Origin of the sequence: Leptospira idonii, from assembly GCF_004770995.1 — a bacterium.
In the GTDB taxonomy this organism is placed as follows: Bacteria; Spirochaetota; Leptospiria; order Leptospirales; family Leptospiraceae; genus Leptospira_A; species Leptospira_A idonii.
The window spans coordinates 173245-190965 of sequence record NZ_RQHW01000028.1 but is presented as its reverse complement, the minus strand read 5'-3'; the positions used below and the strand labels follow the sequence as shown (position 1 = coordinate 190965).

Annotated in this window: 20 protein-coding genes; 11 read left to right on the top strand and 9 right to left on the bottom strand. The window is 40.9% G+C overall.

Annotated elements, in window-relative coordinates; genetic code table 11:
• Positions 1-684, top strand: coding sequence for a DUF1569 domain-containing protein (locus EHS15_RS07965; RefSeq protein ID WP_135760020.1), 684 nt, complete (start codon positions 1-3; stop codon positions 682-684).
• The gene (locus EHS15_RS07960; RefSeq protein ID WP_135760019.1) at positions 681-1286 is read left to right on the top strand and encodes an NADPH-dependent FMN reductase; all 606 of its coding nucleotides are present in this window, start codon (positions 681-683) and stop codon (positions 1284-1286) included. Before EHS15_RS07965 ends, EHS15_RS07960 begins: the two co-directional genes overlap by 4 nt.
• Here the strand turns inward: EHS15_RS07960 and EHS15_RS07955 are convergent.
• A complete protein-coding gene (locus EHS15_RS07955) occupies positions 1252-2301 on the bottom strand; it encodes an acyltransferase family protein (RefSeq protein ID WP_246051962.1) in 1050 nt (349 codons plus the stop codon). The genes EHS15_RS07960 and EHS15_RS07955 overlap by 35 nt on opposite strands.
• Positions 2302-2426: 125 nt before the next feature.
• On the opposite strand from EHS15_RS07955, the gene EHS15_RS07950 reads away from it, so the two are divergent.
• Positions 2427-2867, top strand: coding sequence for a Crp/Fnr family transcriptional regulator (locus tag EHS15_RS07950; protein WP_135760017.1), 441 nt, complete (start codon positions 2427-2429; stop codon positions 2865-2867).
• Here the strand turns inward: EHS15_RS07950 and EHS15_RS07945 are convergent.
• Both EHS15_RS07945 and EHS15_RS07940 read right to left on the bottom strand, forming a co-directional pair.
• Positions 2864-3115 (bottom strand): hypothetical protein, encoded by a 252-nt coding sequence (locus EHS15_RS07945; protein WP_135760016.1) that lies wholly within the window; start codon positions 3113-3115, stop codon positions 2864-2866. The genes EHS15_RS07950 and EHS15_RS07945 overlap by 4 nt on opposite strands.
• A gap of 1 nt (position 3116) precedes the next feature.
• On the bottom strand, positions 3117-4619 hold the full coding sequence (locus EHS15_RS07940; RefSeq protein WP_135760015.1) for an HDOD domain-containing protein: 1503 nt from the start codon (positions 4617-4619) through the stop codon (positions 3117-3119).
• Positions 4620-4697: 78 nt separating this feature from the next.
• Between EHS15_RS07940 and EHS15_RS07935 the strand changes: the two genes are divergently transcribed.
• Positions 4698-5234 carry a hypothetical protein gene (locus tag EHS15_RS07935; RefSeq protein ID WP_135760014.1) on the top strand — a complete coding sequence of 179 codons (537 nt, stop codon included), beginning with the start codon at positions 4698-4700 and terminating at the stop codon, positions 5232-5234.
• Here the strand turns inward: EHS15_RS07935 and EHS15_RS07930 are convergent.
• The 3 genes from EHS15_RS07930 to EHS15_RS07925 form a co-directional block, all read right to left on the bottom strand.
• Positions 5185-5637 (bottom strand): hypothetical protein, encoded by a 453-nt coding sequence (locus tag EHS15_RS07930; protein ID WP_246051961.1) that lies wholly within the window; start codon positions 5635-5637, stop codon positions 5185-5187. The two genes, EHS15_RS07935 and EHS15_RS07930, sit on opposite strands and share 50 nt — an antisense overlap.
• 71 nt (positions 5638-5708) lie before the next feature.
• Positions 5709-6074, bottom strand: coding sequence for an STAS domain-containing protein (locus EHS15_RS19340; RefSeq protein WP_246051958.1), 366 nt, complete (start codon positions 6072-6074; stop codon positions 5709-5711).
• A 3-nt stretch (positions 6075-6077) separates the two neighbouring features.
• Entirely contained in the window at positions 6078-7007 is a 930-nt protein-coding gene (locus tag EHS15_RS07925) for a diacylglycerol kinase catalytic domain-containing protein (protein WP_246051957.1), read from the bottom strand.
• 155 nt (positions 7008-7162) lie between these two features.
• Between EHS15_RS07925 and EHS15_RS07920 the strand changes: the two genes are divergently transcribed.
• The 7 genes from EHS15_RS07920 to EHS15_RS07890 all read left to right on the top strand — a co-directional run bounded on the left by EHS15_RS07920 (position 7163) and on the right by EHS15_RS07890 (position 13416).
• Positions 7163-7471 carry an HU family DNA-binding protein gene (locus EHS15_RS07920; protein ID WP_135760012.1) on the top strand — a complete coding sequence of 103 codons (309 nt, stop codon included), beginning with the start codon at positions 7163-7165 and terminating at the stop codon, positions 7469-7471.
• A gap of 67 nt (positions 7472-7538) precedes the next feature.
• A complete protein-coding gene (locus tag EHS15_RS07915; protein WP_135760011.1) occupies positions 7539-7988 on the top strand; it encodes a VanZ family protein in 450 nt (149 codons plus the stop codon).
• A 149-nt stretch (positions 7989-8137) separates the two neighbouring features.
• Positions 8138-9757 carry an FAD-binding oxidoreductase gene (locus EHS15_RS07910; protein ID WP_135760010.1) on the top strand — a complete coding sequence of 540 codons (1620 nt, stop codon included), beginning with the start codon at positions 8138-8140 and terminating at the stop codon, positions 9755-9757.
• On the top strand, positions 9757-10401 hold the full coding sequence (locus EHS15_RS07905; protein WP_135760009.1) for a TetR/AcrR family transcriptional regulator: 645 nt from the start codon (positions 9757-9759) through the stop codon (positions 10399-10401). Before EHS15_RS07910 ends, EHS15_RS07905 begins: the two co-directional genes overlap by 1 nt.
• The gene (locus EHS15_RS07900) at positions 10398-11321 is read left to right on the top strand and encodes a diacylglycerol/lipid kinase family protein (RefSeq protein WP_135760008.1); all 924 of its coding nucleotides are present in this window, start codon (positions 10398-10400) and stop codon (positions 11319-11321) included. The genes EHS15_RS07905 and EHS15_RS07900 overlap by 4 nt, the downstream gene beginning before the upstream one ends.
• A 7-nt stretch (positions 11322-11328) precedes the next feature.
• The gene (locus EHS15_RS07895) at positions 11329-12969 is read left to right on the top strand and encodes a glycerol-3-phosphate dehydrogenase/oxidase (RefSeq protein WP_135760007.1); all 1641 of its coding nucleotides are present in this window, start codon (positions 11329-11331) and stop codon (positions 12967-12969) included.
• A 24-nt stretch (positions 12970-12993) separates the two neighbouring features.
• Positions 12994-13416 carry an acyl-CoA thioesterase gene (locus EHS15_RS07890; RefSeq protein WP_135760006.1) on the top strand — a complete coding sequence of 141 codons (423 nt, stop codon included), beginning with the start codon at positions 12994-12996 and terminating at the stop codon, positions 13414-13416.
• On the opposite strand, the gene EHS15_RS07885 is transcribed toward EHS15_RS07890, so the two are convergent.
• The 3 genes from EHS15_RS07885 to EHS15_RS07875 are packed head-to-tail and all read right to left on the bottom strand — an operon-like array spanning position 13409 to position 17585.
• Positions 13409-14392 carry a P-loop NTPase family protein gene (locus tag EHS15_RS07885; RefSeq protein WP_135760005.1) on the bottom strand — a complete coding sequence of 328 codons (984 nt, stop codon included), beginning with the start codon at positions 14390-14392 and terminating at the stop codon, positions 13409-13411. The two genes, EHS15_RS07890 and EHS15_RS07885, sit on opposite strands and share 8 nt — an antisense overlap.
• 3 nt (positions 14393-14395) lie before the next feature.
• Complete coding sequence (locus EHS15_RS07880; protein WP_135760004.1) at positions 14396-15547, bottom strand: SpoIIE family protein phosphatase; 1152 nt, start codon at positions 15545-15547, stop codon at positions 14396-14398.
• A 10-nt stretch (positions 15548-15557) separates the two neighbouring features.
• Entirely contained in the window at positions 15558-17585 is a 2028-nt protein-coding gene (locus EHS15_RS07875; RefSeq protein WP_135760096.1) for a protein meaA, read from the bottom strand.
• Positions 17586-17721: the final 136 nt, after the last annotated feature.

Here is a 17721-nt window from a genome sequence, read left to right as displayed (position 1 = left end):
ATGAAAACAGTGCCTATTAAACTTAAACAACTTAAAGATGTTGAAAATGAGTTATCTATCATCCTTGCATGTGAAAGAAAACCCAAATACGATCTTTCGATTTTTCAAATATTGGAGTTTATTGCGGAAGCGATAGAAACCTCGATTCAATCGGCAGGTAACAAATCAAGTGCAGGCGCACTGAAGAGATTTGTCGGTAAATACAAACTTGCCAAATTACTATCTAAGGGAGCGTACACTAGAGCCAGTCAAATCAACGGCTTCCCAACGAAGATGGAAACAGGTGATGATAAATCTGCAGAGACTAGATTAAAAACCGCGCTCACCGCATTTAAACTTCACTCGGGGCCCTTCGGCGCACACCCTGTTTACGGTGATCTGGATAAAAAGCAATGGGAGAAAGTCCATAGCATTTTGGCGTCATTTTTATTCGGATATATCAAACTGGAAGGTGATGAAAAGATAAGGTTTATCAAAGAGAAGGAAGCGAAGAGAGAAAAATTCGCAAACGAAAAAAGAGATACAAAAAAACACCAGCATCAGCACCAACATCATCCGAATCCGAAAGAAAAGGAAAATAAGGAAGGCGGTGGACAGCACCATCATCATAATCAGAACAAAAAGTGGAAGAATAAAAAAAGACATTATAAAGGAAATAAAAATAACGGCGGCGGTAATAAATGAAGCTTTCTCTTATATCAGGAAGCCATAGAAAAAATTCACAATCGACAAAGGTTGCAAAATATTCTCAAAAGCTAATAGAAACTTTAGGCGTAACGGATTCTAAATTATTCGATTTGGGAGAAAATCCTCTCCCAGTTTGGGAACCCGGTATGTGGGAGAAAGACTCCGATATAAAAAAGTTGTGGACTCAATATTCGGAAGGCCTTGCCGACTCGGATGGTTATATTTTATTTTGCCCGGAATATGCAGGGATGGCAAGCCCTGCATTAAAGAATATGTTTCTTTATTTTTCGGGACAAGATCTCGCTCATAAACCCGGACTAATCATTACAGTTTCTTCAGGTATGGGAGGATCTTATCCGAATGTAGAGTTAAGATCTTCCAGTTATAAAAACACTCGAATCGTTTATGTGCCGGATCATGTGGTCGTTAGACATGTTGAGTCGGTCCTAAATTCAGATACTCCCGAAACCAAAGAAGACGAATATATTCGAAAAAGAATCAAATACTCGATCAGTGTTTTCCTTGAATATGTTAAAGCGTTGAAGTTGGTTCGAGACAGCGGTGTCATCGATTTGAAAGCCTTTCCTTTCGGGCTGTAGTCACAGAAGCGATGGTACAAGGAATTCCAACGTTCAAAATTAAGGTAATCATGTAGCCCAAAACCGGCCCTCCAAAACTCAAAGGGTCGAATTTATGCATACTATGTATTACGAAAGGGTGTAGTAAAAAAATAAATAAACTGTTCCTTCCGATAAAACTGAGTGCTTTATTAAAGCTATAAGAATCGGAGACCGGAAGAATTCGATTCAAAATGAGAAATCCGAAAACCGGGTAGAACAAGTGGTGGTTTTTCACTTCTACTCCGCTGAAGCTGAGAGCAGCTAGAACGACTAGGCCGATTCCGAAAGTGAAAAGAATCAAAAGATACACCGAGGAGTTTTTAGATACACTAGGAATTATCTTTCGGTCTTTGATTAAAAGTCCGAATGCAAAGAAGGCACAGTAATTGAAGACGGAAATGGAATGATACCAATCCGGCAAAAATGGATTTAAAAGGTTTACATTGGATAAAAAATTCAATGTTACGCAAACAACTGTTAAAATTCTGAGATTGATTCCACTAAGTAAACGTTCTGGAATCAAGTAGAAGATGATATAAAATTGAAAGAGTAGGGGAACAAAATAATAAGGAGCAAAGACTTGCCCTACGCTGAGTTTAAAGATAAAATCCAAGATAGTTTTCGAATCGTATTTAATGAAGTAACCTGCGATGGAAGCGGCTAGGTAAGGTAAAAAAAGGGAAAAAACTTTCGACTTCCAGTAATCGTCTTTTTTTTTCAAATAGAGAGAAGATCCGAAAATAAAAACGGGAACCGAGAATCGACTGAGATTCGATAAGAACAAGGTCCAATGAGTGATATTCGGTTCATTCGGATGGAAAAATGCGAAATAAGAATGAATATGGATCAAAACGATCCCGATCATCGCCAGTCCTCGGATTTGATCCAATCGAGAATCTCTGATTTCTCCTTTACTGATACCGGGAACAGGGAAGGGCAATCGGAATAAAATCGCTTGCAGAGAGAAAAAACCTACTAGTACTACACCTAACATTTCCCATTCCATCCCCTAAACCCCCATTTTTTTTCATTATTCCATATTTGAACCCTGTTTGGAAACGAAAATGAATTCAGAATCGGGGGGAATATGCCAAAAATAGTAATAGGAGTTTCTATCGAATGAGTAAAATCAGCGTTCCTTCCGGACAAAGAATCTTTAAAGAAGGAGAAATGAACAATGCAATGTACATCATCCTTAAAGGGAATGTTGAGATTTTTTTCACGGTAAATAATAGCCAAACCAGATTAGCTATTATGAAGCCTGGTGACTTTTTCGGAGAAATGGCGCTTTTCAGTGCGAATCCTCGAAGTGCGACTGCTAGAACCATTACAGCTGCAGAACTTGCAGTGATTGAAAGCAAACAACAGCTGGAAAACTTTTTAGTCAAAAATCCTAAATTTGCGGCGAAGATGGTTTCTATTATGGCGGATCGTCTTGCAAGAACGAATGAACTTTTGATTACCAGTATGGAAAATTCCGTCGCCAAGAAGATCGAATTCAGCACTCCTCCCGGAGAAGAAGGGAAGGGCGATGCAAGCGACGTAGAGGATTTCGATTAGCCGTAGATAGACGGCAGATTCTTTTTGATCAAAGTCATCTCCAGAATCGGAGCATAGTTCAGTAGATTTGCGATAGTGATAGGTTGGTTTTCCGCAATGAGAAATTCCTGAAGAATTGCTAGAACTTCAGCTTCGTCCAGATCGGAAATATAAGGAAATTCAGGATGACCTTTCAAATTGAAAAGTTCAGAATTCTTCGGATCGTTCAAAAATTCATCAGGTTGATTTAAAAGTTCTTTCCAGTTCATTTTAGTGAAACAACTCCTCAAACTCGTCTTTGTGTTCTTCGAATCTATTTTTGAATCGTTCTTGAATTTCTCTATATTTTTTTTCTTCGTAAATACCGAAGCTTGCTAGAATCTCCGGCTCAATCGTATAATAATTTCCTTTTCCCTTATTGGTATTTGCAAGGATGTCACTGAGATAGATCATCCTGCAAATAGGAGCATTTTTCGATTTGCATTGCCAAGGTTTGTGATGATAAAGAATTACATCTACAATCTCTTCCGGAAAGTTCCATTTCTTGGCAATCATCGCTCCGATTTCGGAATGAGTGATTCCTAGAGTGTATTCTTCCACCCATTCCGAAAGTTCATTGGATTCATCACTTCGCAAAATGCGAATTTGTTGAATCAACGACAGGTCTAAACTCAAGAGGATCATTCTGCCTAGGTCGTGCAGAAGTCCGCAGATGGAGGCCACATCCGCATATTTAAGGTATTCTTTACCTTCCTCGCTTAGAAAACGGGAGTAAACGCTTGTTTTGAGTGAATGAGACCATATTGCCACTTGTTTTGAATATTTCGAATTTAGAATTTTACGAGCGCCTAATGCGAGAAAAATGGACTCGATGTTGTGAAGTCCGATTCTTTTTAACGCTTCTACAACGAGAGTTACTTTTGTATGCACTCCGAAAATGGGAGAGTTCGCTACCTTTAGAATTTCTGCGGTAATGGCAGGTTCTTTCTGAATTTCTTTCGCCAATTTAGGCCAGTCGATATCCTTTTCCTCTGACAATTGAATGAGCTTTTGTATTTGAGGAGAAAGAGGAGGTAAACCTTCTACTTCTTTGATGAGAAGGGCACGGATTCTATTTTGGCTTTCTAAAGGAAGCAGTAGTTTGGGAATACGAATCGTAACTTCCGTATAATCATCCGTAGTCATCAGTTCGAAGAATTGATTTTTGATTCCTGAGTTTCGAAGCAGGATGTGGATCAAAACGATTCCTAATCCGGAACTTTCTTCGTTGTCTACGGATTCTTTATAGGCATCATTGATGTTTTTGTATTTTTCAGAAGACTTAACTCTGATTTCGATCCTTTGTTTTTCTTCCGGGAGGATACATGCGTTGTTTTTGACTCGGAACTCGATGAAATTGGGATAGTTTTGCGTTTCCAAAGATATGGTAAACGGGCTGCTTTCCAAAGAAGCGAAAATTCCGCTTCGATTGTGCCCGAATTCGTGTTTAAAAAGAGGGATTGCTTTGGAATAATCGGACTCGGATCGGATGTCGAACCCTCTCTGCTGAAAAAACACCCTTTTCGCATTTGCCTTACACCCATTTACGAGCAGTTCGTTCAGAATTGTAAAGATAATCTCATGCAAAAATTCCAGGGAAACCGTCCTGGAAATGCGGCCAATCCAGACATCCAAATCGTGGCAGTTGACTTCAGAAAAGTGGACATAGTCTTTTCTTAAGGGCTTACCAGAGAGGAATTCCTCTTGGAAGGCGGTGAGAGAGGGGAGAGGCATGTTTACCTGTTATAAAGCTTCTTTCTCTTTTTGGAAACAGAAAATTTTATTTCCATTCTGGTCGGTCGGAATCCGATAATGGAAGTAATGGAACGTTTGAAATTTACACTCATTTTCTTAGTAGCTCTTTCTTTGGGACCGGTTGCAGGTTCTGTTTTTGGGCAGGAAGCGGCTAAACCAACCGGCGGTGCGGAAGAGGAAAATCATGACGCAAAAGAAGGTCAGGATAAAGAGTTTTATGAATATTACTACAAAACTCAAGCAGAGAACCAACCGCTCAAAAAGGCAAAATTAGAGTATAACTTAATTAAGACTCTGAAAAAAGAAATTTTGAGCAGAGACTATTCGAAAGAAACGATCGAAGCCATCAAAAAAATCGACGCCAGCAATGTGAAATACGAAAGAGTTTATCGGGAAAGTAAATGGGTGCGCGGGTTTATGAATCAGATGCCTCATCTATCCACCGGAGATTTTATGTACATCATCAAATACGATAAGTATATGTGTTTTATTACTTTCGATGTGAATCCCGAGTCTTATCTTCAGCCGGCAAAACAATCGCAGCTTATTTTTGTTGGGAAAGATAACTTCGAGATTGTAATCCCCAAGCCCTAAATAATAAAGATAGTCCGGCTAATATTGTAAATACGGAAAGCGCCCCTCGAAAAAAACGTTCCAGGTTTTCGATCAGAGGAGGCGTTTCCTCATTCGCTTTGATTTTAGATAAAGCGATCTTTCTTCCGAACAAACTGGTTTCCTTCCTAGATATCTCTATCGAATCACCTAACTTCAGCTTTTTATATATATCGTAAGGAATTGTTTCCGAAGATTCCATCAAAGCTCCGTTTTCGAGAGCGAATGAATAATGACATTGGTATATGATAGGAAAGCTGTTTTTGATTCTTGAGATTTCTTGAATCGTGGCAAAGCTGGAATACTTGGATGCCGAACCGGGGTCGGAAAGATGTTTGTATTCGGATCTAAGTTTTGAGATTTCGCTGTAAATGAGAACGTACATTCCTCCGACAAAGAGGAATGATAATAAAATCGTATTCGCGACCCAAATGGGAATGCGATGAGACATCTTAGTTATTTGGAAGTTTCCTCGAAATGCTTCAATGCTTCCTCTTTTTCATTAAAGAATTGGAAAGCTGTAGAGAGGCCGAGCAGATGGAAGACCTGTAGGATGGAGCTTGTGACTCCAACTAACGCCATATCTTTCGATTTTTTTTGCAGGCTCATTTTTACATCCAGGATCATTCTGATTCCCAAACTTGATATATAACGTAGTTCTGAGAAATCCAAGATAAGATAATTTCTATCGGGACCTACCATCTCGTCTAAAATCGTTTGTGTGATTTTATCAAGAGGGCCGGATTCCATTCTCCCTTTGATTTGTACGACGACTGCTTGGTTGATTTTCTGTTGGTCAATTTCGTATGGTAATTCTTGCATGTGTCATCCTCTTTTCCACGGAACCACAACGGAGAGTGTCTCTTCCGATAAACGGAAAGTCGCTTTAGCATAAGGGGGAAAAGGGTAGTGTCTCTCTGTAAGAGAATCGACCGCAATTCCTCCGTTCATTTCCGATACAACTTCCACTTCATCCAAAGCCCGAAAATCTGCCAAGGAAAACTCTTTGTCAGAATTTTTTGCACGAATCTCCCTGGCGTATGCGTGAAAATAGGATTCGTGTTTGGAAAACGGCTGAAATTTTTTGGGAAAACAGGAGGATACCCAGCCTGTAGATCCTGCCCCGGTATAAATCAGGAGACCAGAACATTTTTGTTCTTCTTTTTGGCCTTTGTAGGAAATCCAATATCTGGAAGTTAAATCAGGGCTGTTGTTCCGAACGGAAAGTTCACAGATGGCGGGAACAGTTTGAATGACTTGTCCGTTCGGATATCGGATCTGGGTGGAGATGAGAGACCACTTTTCCAACTTCGTATTCTTAAAATCAGTATTTACCGCTTCTTCCAATTCTTCCGCACTGAAACCTAAGAGTGCTCCTACGGAAGTGATCGGATCGGAATTGCATCCTATCAGATGCGTTTTCCCTGTTTGGTGAGCGACGTAAGTGAAGTGGTTATCGCCTCCATGAGAGACGATTAGGTCGTATCCGTTTAGGTTTTCTTCAGCATCGAACTTTTCTCTGAATACGAAATCCGCTTTCGGAAAGACTTTGGTTTGCAAATAATTTCTGGACTGGAGCTGTCTTTCGTGCGATTCCAAAGTTCTTCGGAATACATCTTGTTTGTCTTTAGTCACTTCCATATAGGCTGCTAAAGACCCGTAAGTTTCTAAATCTAATTCATACTTTGTCCGTTTTAGAACAACTAGAACCTTTTTATAATCTGTAGCAGGCATGGATTTAGGAAAAACTGGCATTTTCCTTAGGAAAATAAAGGTTTTTTTCATAAATCTTACGATTTCCTAAGAAATTTAGCGAAAAATGGTATCCAAAAAAAATTAAAGCTTGTACCAAAGCCAATAATCATTGAAATAGTGTGTAACCGTTAATTGGTTCAGAGGATAATCAAACTATGGCAACTGCAACCCCAACCCCCATGAAAAAATCCGAAATGTTGAGCGAACTCGCTGAAACAACAGGGATGACTAAGAAAAATGTTTCCGCATTTTTGGATGCGTTCGTTGAACTCGCATACAAGGAAACAAAGAAAAATGGGGCGTTCGTAATCCCAGGATTGGGAAAGCTTGTTAAGAGAAACAGACCGAAAAGAAAAGGTAGAAACCCTGCAACAGGCGAAGCGATTTTAATCCCTGCTAAAACAGTTGTTAAATTTACTCTCTCCAAGTCTTGCAAAGATGCGGTAGTTCCTCCTAAGAAATAAATTTCTTACCCGGAGGAAGCGATCCTATCCTCTTCCGGGTTTTTATGTTCTCTTTTTAACGATATAAATGGATGAAAAAAAACCTTTTCCTTTTGATCCTTTTGCCGATTCCCTTTTAGGCGAAAAAGTCTTAATCGCTTGGCTTTCTTTGGGAAAATCAGAAACAGATCTTAAAACATCCCTCGAATCGAATCTAAATTCCAAAGAATTTTACTTCACTCCTAATGCCGTCAAACAAACCGTAATGGTTCGTTTCCCGGAACAAGTCCGCATTTTGATCGGGAGCAAAGACTCTGTAGGATTGAATCGATTGTTTTCGGATATTATTTCCGGAAAAGCTTCCGGACTCGGTAAACCTGCATTAGATGTTGCCTTGGAACTTTTGGAATGGCTTCTGACCGGCTTCGAAGAGGATCAAATTTTATCCGTTCTGCTTTCTTCCGTTTTCGGAAAAGAATTCGACGTTTCTTTTGTCGAAAAAGTCAGAGCAGAATATGTGAAGGAATTGCGCGGATAGTCGAAGCTGAATCGGCATTTTTCCCGATTCTATCGTAAAACAATAGTTCTAGATTCTTTTCTTTAAATTTTCGGTTTTTTAAAAAGGGGCTTGTCAAAAAATGAACTTGGTTCAATAATTGGCCATCATATTCCCGAGAGAGTTATTTTATGTCATCAACTAGAAATGTTTATAAATGGGGTTCTCCTGATGTAGAGGAAAAACTTCCTTCTCATACTTTGTCTTTCGTAGAAACTCAATTCCCCGTAGATTCTGATTTTAAATCGAACTTTCCTAAGGGTCATATCGATCTTAAACCTCTCAAAAAATCGAAAATCACTCCTCAATCTTTGGCAAAATTCAAAAAGATAGTAGGGGTGAATTCATTTCACCTGGATCCTTTTGTAAGGGCTCGCCATTCGATCGGAAAGTTTTATTCTGAAATATACAATGCACGGTTTGGAACAGTCAATGATACTGTTGATGTAGTTCTTACTCCGAAAACGGAAAAGGAAGTAGAACAAATCGTAACATTGGCGAATCAGTTAAAGATACCGATCATTCCTTTCGGAGCAGGTTCCAGTGTAACCAAAGCACTCCAAGCACCTAATGGAGGTATATCGATTGACCTTTCCTTAATGGATAAAGTCATCGAGTTCAATGCGATTGACGGAACGGTAACGACTCAAGCGGGGATTTATGGACCTGCATTGGAAGCTTTCCTGAACGAAAAGGGATATACATGCGGACATTTCCCTCAATCTTTTGAGTTCTCTACCGTAGGCGGTTGGATTGCCGCAAAAGGAGCGGGGCAAGCTTCTACAGGTTACGGAAAAATGGAAGATATACTTCTTGCCGTAACTGCGATCACACCGAACGGGAAAATCGAAAGTAAGCCTTATCCTGCAGCGGCGATCGGCCCCGATTTATTCCGTTTGTTTCTCGGCAGTGAAGGAAGTTTCGGAGTGATTACTTCCGCTACTTTGAAGATTAGAAAGTTTAAACCTGAAAATTCCACAAAAGGTTCTTTTATATTCAAAAACTTCGAATCGGCAGTGGAAACGATGAGAGAGGTGATGCAAGGCGGTTTCGGTAAACCTCATTTCTTCAGAATCCAAGATCCGGAAGAAACGGATATCTCTTTCAAAATGAGCGGCTTACAAGGCGGGAAGGAAGATAAATTCCTAAGTTTTATCGGCTACAAGGCGAATGAAAGATCTTTAATGCACGTCATCGTAGACGGAGATCCCGATTACAGTAAATTCGTATTCAATAAGATCAAAAAAATCGCCAAAAGAAGAGGGGCTTTCTCCACAGGAAAATCTCCCGTAGAAAAATGGCTGCACCAAAGATATTCCAGTGCTTACCTGAGGGATTATCTGATGGACGAAGGGGTTCGTATCGATACGATCGAAACGGCAGTTACTTGGTCCGAGCTGTACGCTTTATGGTCGAATACTAGAAGTTATGTGAAAAGTTTTCCGAATACTTCTTGTATGGTTCATATCTCCCATGCTTATGAAACGGGAGCTAATTTATATTTCATCTTCATCAGTCCGATGGATACTAAAAACGAATTAGATTCTTTTGCCAAATTTCATAAAGGTCTTATCGATACGATACATCAGAACGGAGGTTCCTTGTCTCACCATCATGGAATCGGAAGACTTTTGTCTCCTTGGATGAAATCGGAATTAGGTGAAAACGGACTTCAATTATTAAGCGCTATTAAAAAATCGTTCGATCCGAAAGGAATTATGAATCCGGGCGGGCTGCTGGGACTTAAATAATGGGAGTATCGGAGCGTAAAAAAAGGGAGTTTGCGATCAGAGAGCAAAATATACTCTCTTGCGCCATAGGATTATTTCAGATCAAACATCCTTCTCTGGTAAAGATGGATGATATTGCAAAACAATTGGAGATAGGCAGAGGAACCATCTATCTCCATTTCAAAAGCAAAGACGATCTGATGGCAAGAATTCAATACGAGGATTATGTTCGATTGAGAGGTAGATTGGAAACCGCCTTATCCGAAAATTCAGGTATTGATATGGCAAAAAAAGCGCTCCGTGCTTACATTGAACATTGTCTAGGTGACAAACATATGTATTTGGTTGCCAAACAATGCGGAGATAGTTTAAATATCGAAAACGTTTCCACGGAAATGAGAGAAAGATTGTTGCAGGAAAGGGCGACTAGACTCAGTGTTTTGGAAAAGATTTACCGTCAGGCAAAATCTGAAAACTTAATGAACAACAAAGGCGCTTATCCGAATGTCGCCGTTGCCTGGGGGATGATCCGTGGTGCGGTTGAGGTTCTTTTGGACGGCCATTTCCAAAAAGAGATTAAGAGTGAAAAATCTTATTTGGAAACGATAGAACATGTCTTATTTTTTGGTTTATTTTCGGGGAATTCTAAAGGGGAAGATATATGAAAGCAAAAATCATTCTGAATCCGGTATCCGGCGGCGGAGTCGCAGGGAAGGTTTGGAAAACTGTGCAAAAGGAACTGGAGGCATCTAACACTTCTTATGATTTTGAAGAAACGACTCCGGATCTTCCTGCCAGAGATATTGCAAGTAAGGCCCTTGAAAACGGATACAAATGGATCATCGGTATCGGAGGAGACGGCACCCTTTCCAATATCGTAAACGGTTTTTTCAGAAACGGAAAACCTATCGCAAAAGACGCAATTTTCAGTCCTATCCCCGCCGGAAGAGGAAACGATTTTGTCAAAACGGTAAAGGTGAATAAAAATCCTAAACTTGCTATCAAACAAGTATTAAACGGAGCCGTAAGAAAAATCGATTTAATCGATGTTACGTATACTAAAAACGATAAATCGAAAGGACAATACTATTGCCTGAATCTTGCCGATTTCGGAATGGGCGGCGAGGTGGTTTATAAAGTGAACAAATCCAATCTGGGAAAGATATTGGGAGGAAAGGCGGTATTTCTTCTTTATAGTTTCCTGTGTTTATTCACTTATAAAAACAAGGTAATCACTTTAAAATTGGGCAATAAGGAAGTATTCAGCTCTAAGAGCAGAATCGTTGTGTGTGCCAACGGAGAATATGCGGGGGGAGGGATGTGGTTCGCTCCCAAAGCAAAGTTAGACGATGGGTTATTCGACCTTCTGATGATCAAAGATGTAGGCATTTTAAAAGCGATGCAGAAGTCGTTGAAACTTTATCAGGGAACAGTAAGTGAGGACGAGCAAGTCACTTCAAGGCAGACAAACTATATAGAAGCCGATTCGGATGAAGATGTTTTCATAGACGTTGACGGCGAAAATATGGGTCAATTGCCGGCCACTTTCCAGGTTTTACCTCAAGCTCTATCAATCAAATGTTAGGTTAACAATGGCAAACCCGAAAAAAAATGGGAAATCCAGAACAGATTCTTTAAAACAAGAATACGATATTCTTATCATCGGCGGTGGGATCACTGGAGCAAACGTTCTTTGGGACGCAACTTTACGCGGCTATAAATGCCTGCTTGTCGAAAAATCGGACTATGCGTCCGGAACAAGCCAGGCAACATCCAAACTCATCCATGGCGGTCTGAGGTATCTTAAAAACCTCGAGTTCGGACTTGTGAGAGAATCTTTGAGAGAAAGAAGAATCCTCGCTAAAATTTCTCCTCATGCGGTTCGTCCTTTGGGTTTTATCGTACCGATTCATTCCTGGCCGGAAAGACTCACTTTATTTGCGGGAATGGAACTTTATAATGCATTGTCCTATGACCGCAACCAAGACATCTCTGAAGATTGTCTTATTCCTCGTTATTTATGGAATTCCAAAGCGGAAACGATTTATAAAACGAGCCCTTTGGATAGAACGAAATTAATGGGTTCCTTCCAATATTACGACTATGCCAATATCAATCCGGAGCGTCACACATCCGAATTTATATTCTCTGCAAAAGACAGAGGAGGGCAGGCCTTCAATTATATGGAAGTAAAATCGATCACCAAACAGAATAGTGGTGGTTATACTGTCGGACTACTGGATCGCGAATCCGACAAACTCAAATTAGTGTCTGCGAAAGTGGTGGTGAACAGCGCAGGTCCTTGGGCCGACTTTGTAGAATCTTTAGCGGGAGTGGCTCCTGAAAAAAAACTGGTTCGTTCCAAAGGGATTCATGCTGTAGTAAGAAACATCTGTAGCAAAGAATGCATCATCCTTCAGAAAAGAGATGGTTCTCATTTATTTGTAATTCCTTGGAGAGATAAAACCATCATTGGAACTACCGATCATGTTTTCGATGATCACCCTGAAAATTTTCTAGTGAAGGAATCGGAAATCATCTCTCTTTTGGATGAAGTCAATCGAACCTTCGGAGATACTCGACTGACTTTGGAGGATGTTGACTATTACTACGGAGGACTTCGTCCTTTGGTGGAAGATTTAGACTCCGATTCGGAAACTTACTCTGCTTCCCGCAAAGCGGAAGTGATGCATTATGAAAAGGAAGGTTATTTAGGTTTCTTTTCTGCGTTAGGTGGTAAATACACAACGAGTAGATCTCTTGCAGAGAACTTAGTAAATCAAATCTCCGAAGTTCTTCCCAATCATGTGGTGACAACTGTTTCCAGAACGGAGCCGTTGCTCGGCGGCCATTATAAATCTAAAAAGGCACTGGCTCAATCTTTGGAAAGAAAGTTCCCAAAAGCCTCTGGGCGAAAGATAGAACAGATCGTTTCCAGATACGGATCTTTGTCGGAGAAGGTGTTATCCTATCCATCTGGAGAAACCTATCTACTTGCCAATGGGGAAAGGTTCTATGAGGAAGAAGTTTCTTATTTGGTCGAAAATGAAGATATCATCCATGCTACCGATTTTTATTTCAGACGTTCCGGTGTAGGGACGGTGGGTAAGATGAATCCGGACGATAGAAAGAAGTTGGATGCGAAACTTGCCAAACTTTTAGGTTGGGATGCAAAGAGATCGAGCCAAGAATCAAAGTTAGTTGATAAAAGATATCTTTGGTTTAAGGATTAACAGGCTCTTTTTACAAGATCTTCCGTGGCTAGAATCAAATTAACCCTTCCCGATGTTTGGCATTATTCGACAAGTTTGTCCGTAAGGATCAGCGATATCAATTTTGCAGGCCATCTCGCTCATGATTCCATCTTGAGTCTGATACACGAAGCCAGAGCTCAATTTTTCAATCACATGGAATTCGGAGAATTGGATGTGGAAGGGAAGGGGATTGTAGTTGCGGATGTGGTCATCACTTATGCAAACGAAGCATTCTTCAGAGATTCATTGCAGATTCAAATAGCCGCTTCGGAGTTCACCAAAAAAGGATGTGATTTTTACTATCGTCTATCGAATGAAAAGACGGGGAAAGAGATCGCTAGAGCCAAAACAGGGATCGTATTTTTCGATTATACGGAACGCAAACCTTGCGAAATTCCGCAAAGTTTTTTGAAACATTTCACTTAAAGTAGGATTGAATCAAATGAATTGCTTGCGATTCTTCTTCTTCATAACTGGAATAGGGCTGCATCTTTTCCAATTTATTTCCAAGTCGAATCTTCGATTTGCCCTCTGCAAGTGCGTTTGTCCAAATTCGTAAACCCCAGATCCCATATTCGTTGTTGATCCATTTTTTCAATTGGGTTTCCGTTTCGATCCGTTTGTTTTTTCTGGAATCGTAATTCAATATGAAACTTAGAAGTTCTTTGATCCCCGTTTTTTTTACCACTGAGGTTTTAAAGATAGGGGGAAGAATTTGATCGGGGAGTATATCTTTGATAAAAGCGAGAGTCGTTTCCAACATATAATAACTGGAATTTGCCAAAGTTTCTTCGTCGCATTTGTTGATGATGAATGCATCCGGAACTTCCATAATCCCGCTCTTCATGAACTGGACTTGATCTCCTCCTAACGGCTGCATTACCAAGAAAGATAAATCGGAAATCAAAGAAACGGAAATTTCGTTTTGTCCGATTCCTACCGTTTCTACGAAAACATAATCGAATACATATCTTAAAAAGCGGATTACGTGATAAGTATAAGGGTTTAGTCCGCCTAACTCTAGTTGTGAAGGCTGGGAGCGGAAATAAATACGGTTATCTCTTCTCGGTAGAGTGACTCTGGTTCTGTCTCCCAGTATGGAGCCTCCGCTCACATTGGAGGAGGGGTCGATGGCGACGATCGCCATTTTTTTATCCGGGGCCATCTGGGTGAATTCTTTACAGATTTCTCCCAGTAGAGATGATTTTCCCGCACCGGGAGTTCCAGTGATTCCGATCGTAAGTGCTTCCCGATTTCCTTTTTTTCTTTTTTCCAATTCTTGGAAGAGAGCGGTTCTGAATTGGAAGTTATTTTGTGTTTCGATTTTGGAGATAATCTGAGCGATCGGATATTTTTCGCCGCTGAGTGCGGAATCTATGAGTTCGTTTAATTCATCTGTCATTGATTAGGTGCCGTCGTAATCTATCACCACCCAAGTGATATCGTCTTCAAATATTTCTTTGCCGGAGAATTGTTTCAGTTCTTCGATGAGTCGAAGGGAAAGAGAAACATTGGGTTTGTCTTTATGATAAGTTAAAAATTGTTTCCAACCTACGTCTTCGAAGGATTCATTCTTTCCGTTGAAGGTTTCCAGAATTCCGTCCGTAAAAAGAACCATTCTGTCTCCTTTTTGAAGAGTAAATTCCCCTTGTACGTATGTTCCCTTTTTTAAATCGTAGTTAATTCCTAAAGGGACTCCCGGAGTCGTAAGTTCTATAAATTCGTTTGTCGGTCTTCTATGAACCAGGATCGGAGGGTGTCCTGCATTCGAAAATTGAATGGTCCCTGTTTCGGGAAACAATCGAAGTATCGCCGCAGTAGCAAACATTCCTAAGGCGCCTCTTTCTGCGACTGCTTGGTCCATCACTCTTAGAATTTCGGGAGGGCTGTAATTGAATTGATGAGTGTATTGAGTCGCCATCTTGAGAACGGAAGCTAAAAATGCTCCAGGAACTCCGTGACCGGAGACATCCGCCATGAAAAAATCGCAGTAGTCTTTCATGTGGTTATAGTCGTAGTAGTCTCCGCCTATTTTATCCATCGGAACGTACAAACTGTACACCGAATAACCTGCGATAATAGGAGAATTGCCCGGAAGAAGTTTTTTCTGGATCAGTCTTGCTGTATCAAGTTCTCTTTCTATCGTATTGTTTCTTTGTTTCAGTAAATTATGATAGCTTCTGATTTGGAGAGCCGTATTGACTCTGGCGAAGAGTTCTTCCGCATTAAAGTTCTTGGGAATGTAGTCGTTTGCTCCCAATTTGAATCCTCTGACTACATCTTCCGATCCCTGCATCGCGGTGACCAAAATAATCGGTAGTTCAACTTGCGTTTGTTGGGTGCGGATCTTCTGAAGAACTTCCAACCCGTCCATCTCAGGCATGACAATGTCCAGAAGCACAAGATGGGGTTTCCACTCTTCAATCTTTTTGAGAGCGGAACGCCCGTCTTCACAGTCTTCCACAGTATATCCGTTTTTGCGCAGGATATGCACAATCATTCTGCGGTTGAGGGCATTATCCTCAACCACAAGTATTTTGGATTCGCTGTGGTTCACAAAAACCTACTTACGCAGGAACAACTTGAGTTTCGCTGATGATATCCACTACTTTATTCATGATGGACATCAAATCGTAATCCTTAGGAGTGAAGATTTCCTTAATTCCCATGGCTTTCAATTCATCGAAATCGGACTCCGGGATGATTCCTCCGATCACTACAGGGATTTTATGTTTCGCCTTGTAATGGTCAAGCTCATCAAACAATTGTTTTACGATTTCCTTATGGGAGCCGGAAAGAATGGAAAGTCCGATGACATCCGCATTTTCTTCCACTGCGGATTGAACGATGTCCTCGGGAGAAAGTCTGATGCCTGAATAGATCACGTCGAATCCGCTGTGTTTTGCGGAAACTGCGATCATTTCCGCTCCGTTGGAGTGTCCGTCTAATCCCGGTTTACCGACAACCATCTTAGGTCTATGGCCTTTTAGTTTGGTAAAGGCTTCGATTTTAGCTCTTACAGTAACAACTTTATCGTCGGACAAGAAGAGTTTTTGGCCTTCCACACCTGTAGGAGGATTGTATTCTCCATACACTTCTCTGAGAGCGTCCGCCCATTCTCCCGTAGTGACAAGTGCTTTCGCACAGGCAACGGAAAAAGGCATTAAGTTTTTGCCGTCTTTAGCGGCTTGTTTGAGTTCTTCCAAAGTTTTTTCGGCAAGTTTTTGATCTCTTCTCGATTTTGCTTCGGAAAGAACACCTAGTGTTTGTTCTGCGGATTTAGGATCTACTTTAAAGACCCCTCCGTCCGCATCCGTCATCAGAGGTGATTTGATTCCGTCGGTCCATTTGTTTTTTCCGACAATGACTAGTTCGTTGGAATTGATTTTGGAAAGTCTTTCCGTTTGAGACTTCACAAGCTGAGACTTCATATAACCGTTTTCGATGGCTACAAGAGCTCCTCCCATATCCAATATCTTTTGGATTTCGAGTCTTGCTTCTTCTTTCAGAGCATTTACCTTTCCTTCCACAACTTTGGAGCCGTCGAAAAGGTCCGGATATTCGAGAAGATCCGTTTCATAGGCTAAAATTTGCTGCAAACGGAGAGACCATTGTTGATCCCAAGGGCGGGGGAGGGAAAGAGCTTCGTTCCAAGCGGGAAGTTGGAGCGCACGGCATCTTGCTTTTCTGGAGATGGTGACTCCGATCGCTTCGATCAAAATCCTCCAAGCATTGTTTTCCGGTTGTTCTTCCGTAAGACCGAGTGAGTTTACCTGCACTCCGTAACGGAACACTCTGTACTTTTTGTTTTTAACGTTATAACGTTCGACAGTGATTTCTTCCCACATTTCGGAAAAGGCGCGCATCTTGCACATCTCTTCTACGAATCGAATCCCTGCGTTTACGAAGAAGGAAATACGACCCACGCATTGTTCGAATTCCTCTTCCGTGAAACAATTACGAGCTTTGATCGAATCGAGTACTGCGATCGCAGTCGCAAGTGCGAAAGAGAGTTCTTGCACAGGAGTAGCTCCCGCTTCTTGTAAGTGGTAGGAGCAGATATTGGAAGGGTTCCATTTAGGGATGTTATGAAGACAGTATTCATACATATCCACGATGATTTTCATCGAATCATTCGGAGGATAGATGTAGGTTCCTCTCGCTAGGTATTCTTTGATCAAATCGTTTTGAGTGGTTCCGTTCAATTTGTCCAGGGGAACCCCTCTTTCTTCCGCTAATGCTACATAAAGAGACAAAAGCCACATCGAAGTACCGTTGATGGTCATCGAAGTGTTCATTTCCTCTATAGGGATTTGGTCGAAAAGGATACGGAAGTCTTCCAGTGAATTGATGGGAACCCCCACTTTTCCGATTTCCGGACGGGATACGGGGTGGTCAGAACTGTACCCGCATTGAGTGGGTAAGTCAAAAGCGATCGAAAGACCAGTTTGGCCTTTAGAAAGGTTCTTTCTGTAAAGTTCGTTGGAGGCTTTTGCGTTGGTGTGCCCCGCATAGGTCCTAAAGATCCATGGTTTGTCAGGATTAACCTGACCTTTCTCATCATGAAGGAGATATTCTTTTTTCTCCGTGGACATCATTCGCCTCTTTTTATGAAATTCTATGTATAATTCAAAATATTCTGGAATATTTTCACCTAAAATTTATCAAAGGAGAAGGCTATTTTCAGTCTTTTCAAAATGCGAGATCCTAAACCATTTCAGCTCCTTCCCT

Excerpts from the sequence above, each read along its gene's own strand:
- EHS15_RS07900 (WP_135760008.1), top strand. The coding sequence starts at position 10,398 with ATGAAAGCAAAAATCATTCTGAATCCGGTATCCGGCGGCGGAGTCGCA.
- EHS15_RS07965 (WP_135760020.1), top strand. The coding sequence starts at position 1 with ATGAAAACAGTGCCTATTAAACTTAAACAACTTAAAGATGTTGAAAAT.
- EHS15_RS19340 (WP_246051958.1), bottom strand. The coding sequence starts at position 6,074 with ATGCAAGAATTACCATACGAAATTGACCAACAGAAAATCAACCAAGCA.
- EHS15_RS07885 (WP_135760005.1), bottom strand. The coding sequence starts at position 14,392 with ATGACAGATGAATTAAACGAACTCATAGATTCCGCACTCAGCGGCGAA.
- EHS15_RS07940 (WP_135760015.1), bottom strand. The coding sequence starts at position 4,619 with ATGCCTCTCCCCTCTCTCACCGCCTTCCAAGAGGAATTCCTCTCTGGT.
- EHS15_RS07915 (WP_135760011.1), top strand. The coding sequence starts at position 7,539 with ATGGATGAAAAAAAACCTTTTCCTTTTGATCCTTTTGCCGATTCCCTT.
- EHS15_RS07905 (WP_135760009.1), top strand. The coding sequence starts at position 9,757 with ATGGGAGTATCGGAGCGTAAAAAAAGGGAGTTTGCGATCAGAGAGCAA.
- EHS15_RS07910 (WP_135760010.1), top strand. The coding sequence starts at position 8,138 with ATGTCATCAACTAGAAATGTTTATAAATGGGGTTCTCCTGATGTAGAG.
- EHS15_RS07920 (WP_135760012.1), top strand. The coding sequence starts at position 7,163 with ATGGCAACTGCAACCCCAACCCCCATGAAAAAATCCGAAATGTTGAGC.
- EHS15_RS07960 (WP_135760019.1), top strand. The coding sequence starts at position 681 with ATGAAGCTTTCTCTTATATCAGGAAGCCATAGAAAAAATTCACAATCG.
- EHS15_RS07925 (WP_246051957.1), bottom strand. The coding sequence starts at position 7,007 with ATGCCAGTTTTTCCTAAATCCATGCCTGCTACAGATTATAAAAAGGTT.
- EHS15_RS07950 (WP_135760017.1), top strand. The coding sequence starts at position 2,427 with ATGAGTAAAATCAGCGTTCCTTCCGGACAAAGAATCTTTAAAGAAGGA.
- EHS15_RS07935 (WP_135760014.1), top strand. The coding sequence starts at position 4,698 with ATGGAAGTAATGGAACGTTTGAAATTTACACTCATTTTCTTAGTAGCT.
- EHS15_RS07930 (WP_246051961.1), bottom strand. The coding sequence starts at position 5,637 with ATGTACGTTCTCATTTACAGCGAAATCTCAAAACTTAGATCCGAATAC.
- EHS15_RS07875 (WP_135760096.1), bottom strand. The coding sequence starts at position 17,585 with ATGTCCACGGAGAAAAAAGAATATCTCCTTCATGATGAGAAAGGTCAG.
- EHS15_RS07895 (WP_135760007.1), top strand. The coding sequence starts at position 11,329 with ATGGCAAACCCGAAAAAAAATGGGAAATCCAGAACAGATTCTTTAAAA.
- EHS15_RS07955 (WP_246051962.1), bottom strand. The coding sequence starts at position 2,301 with ATGTTAGGTGTAGTACTAGTAGGTTTTTTCTCTCTGCAAGCGATTTTA.
- EHS15_RS07945 (WP_135760016.1), bottom strand. The coding sequence starts at position 3,115 with ATGAACTGGAAAGAACTTTTAAATCAACCTGATGAATTTTTGAACGAT.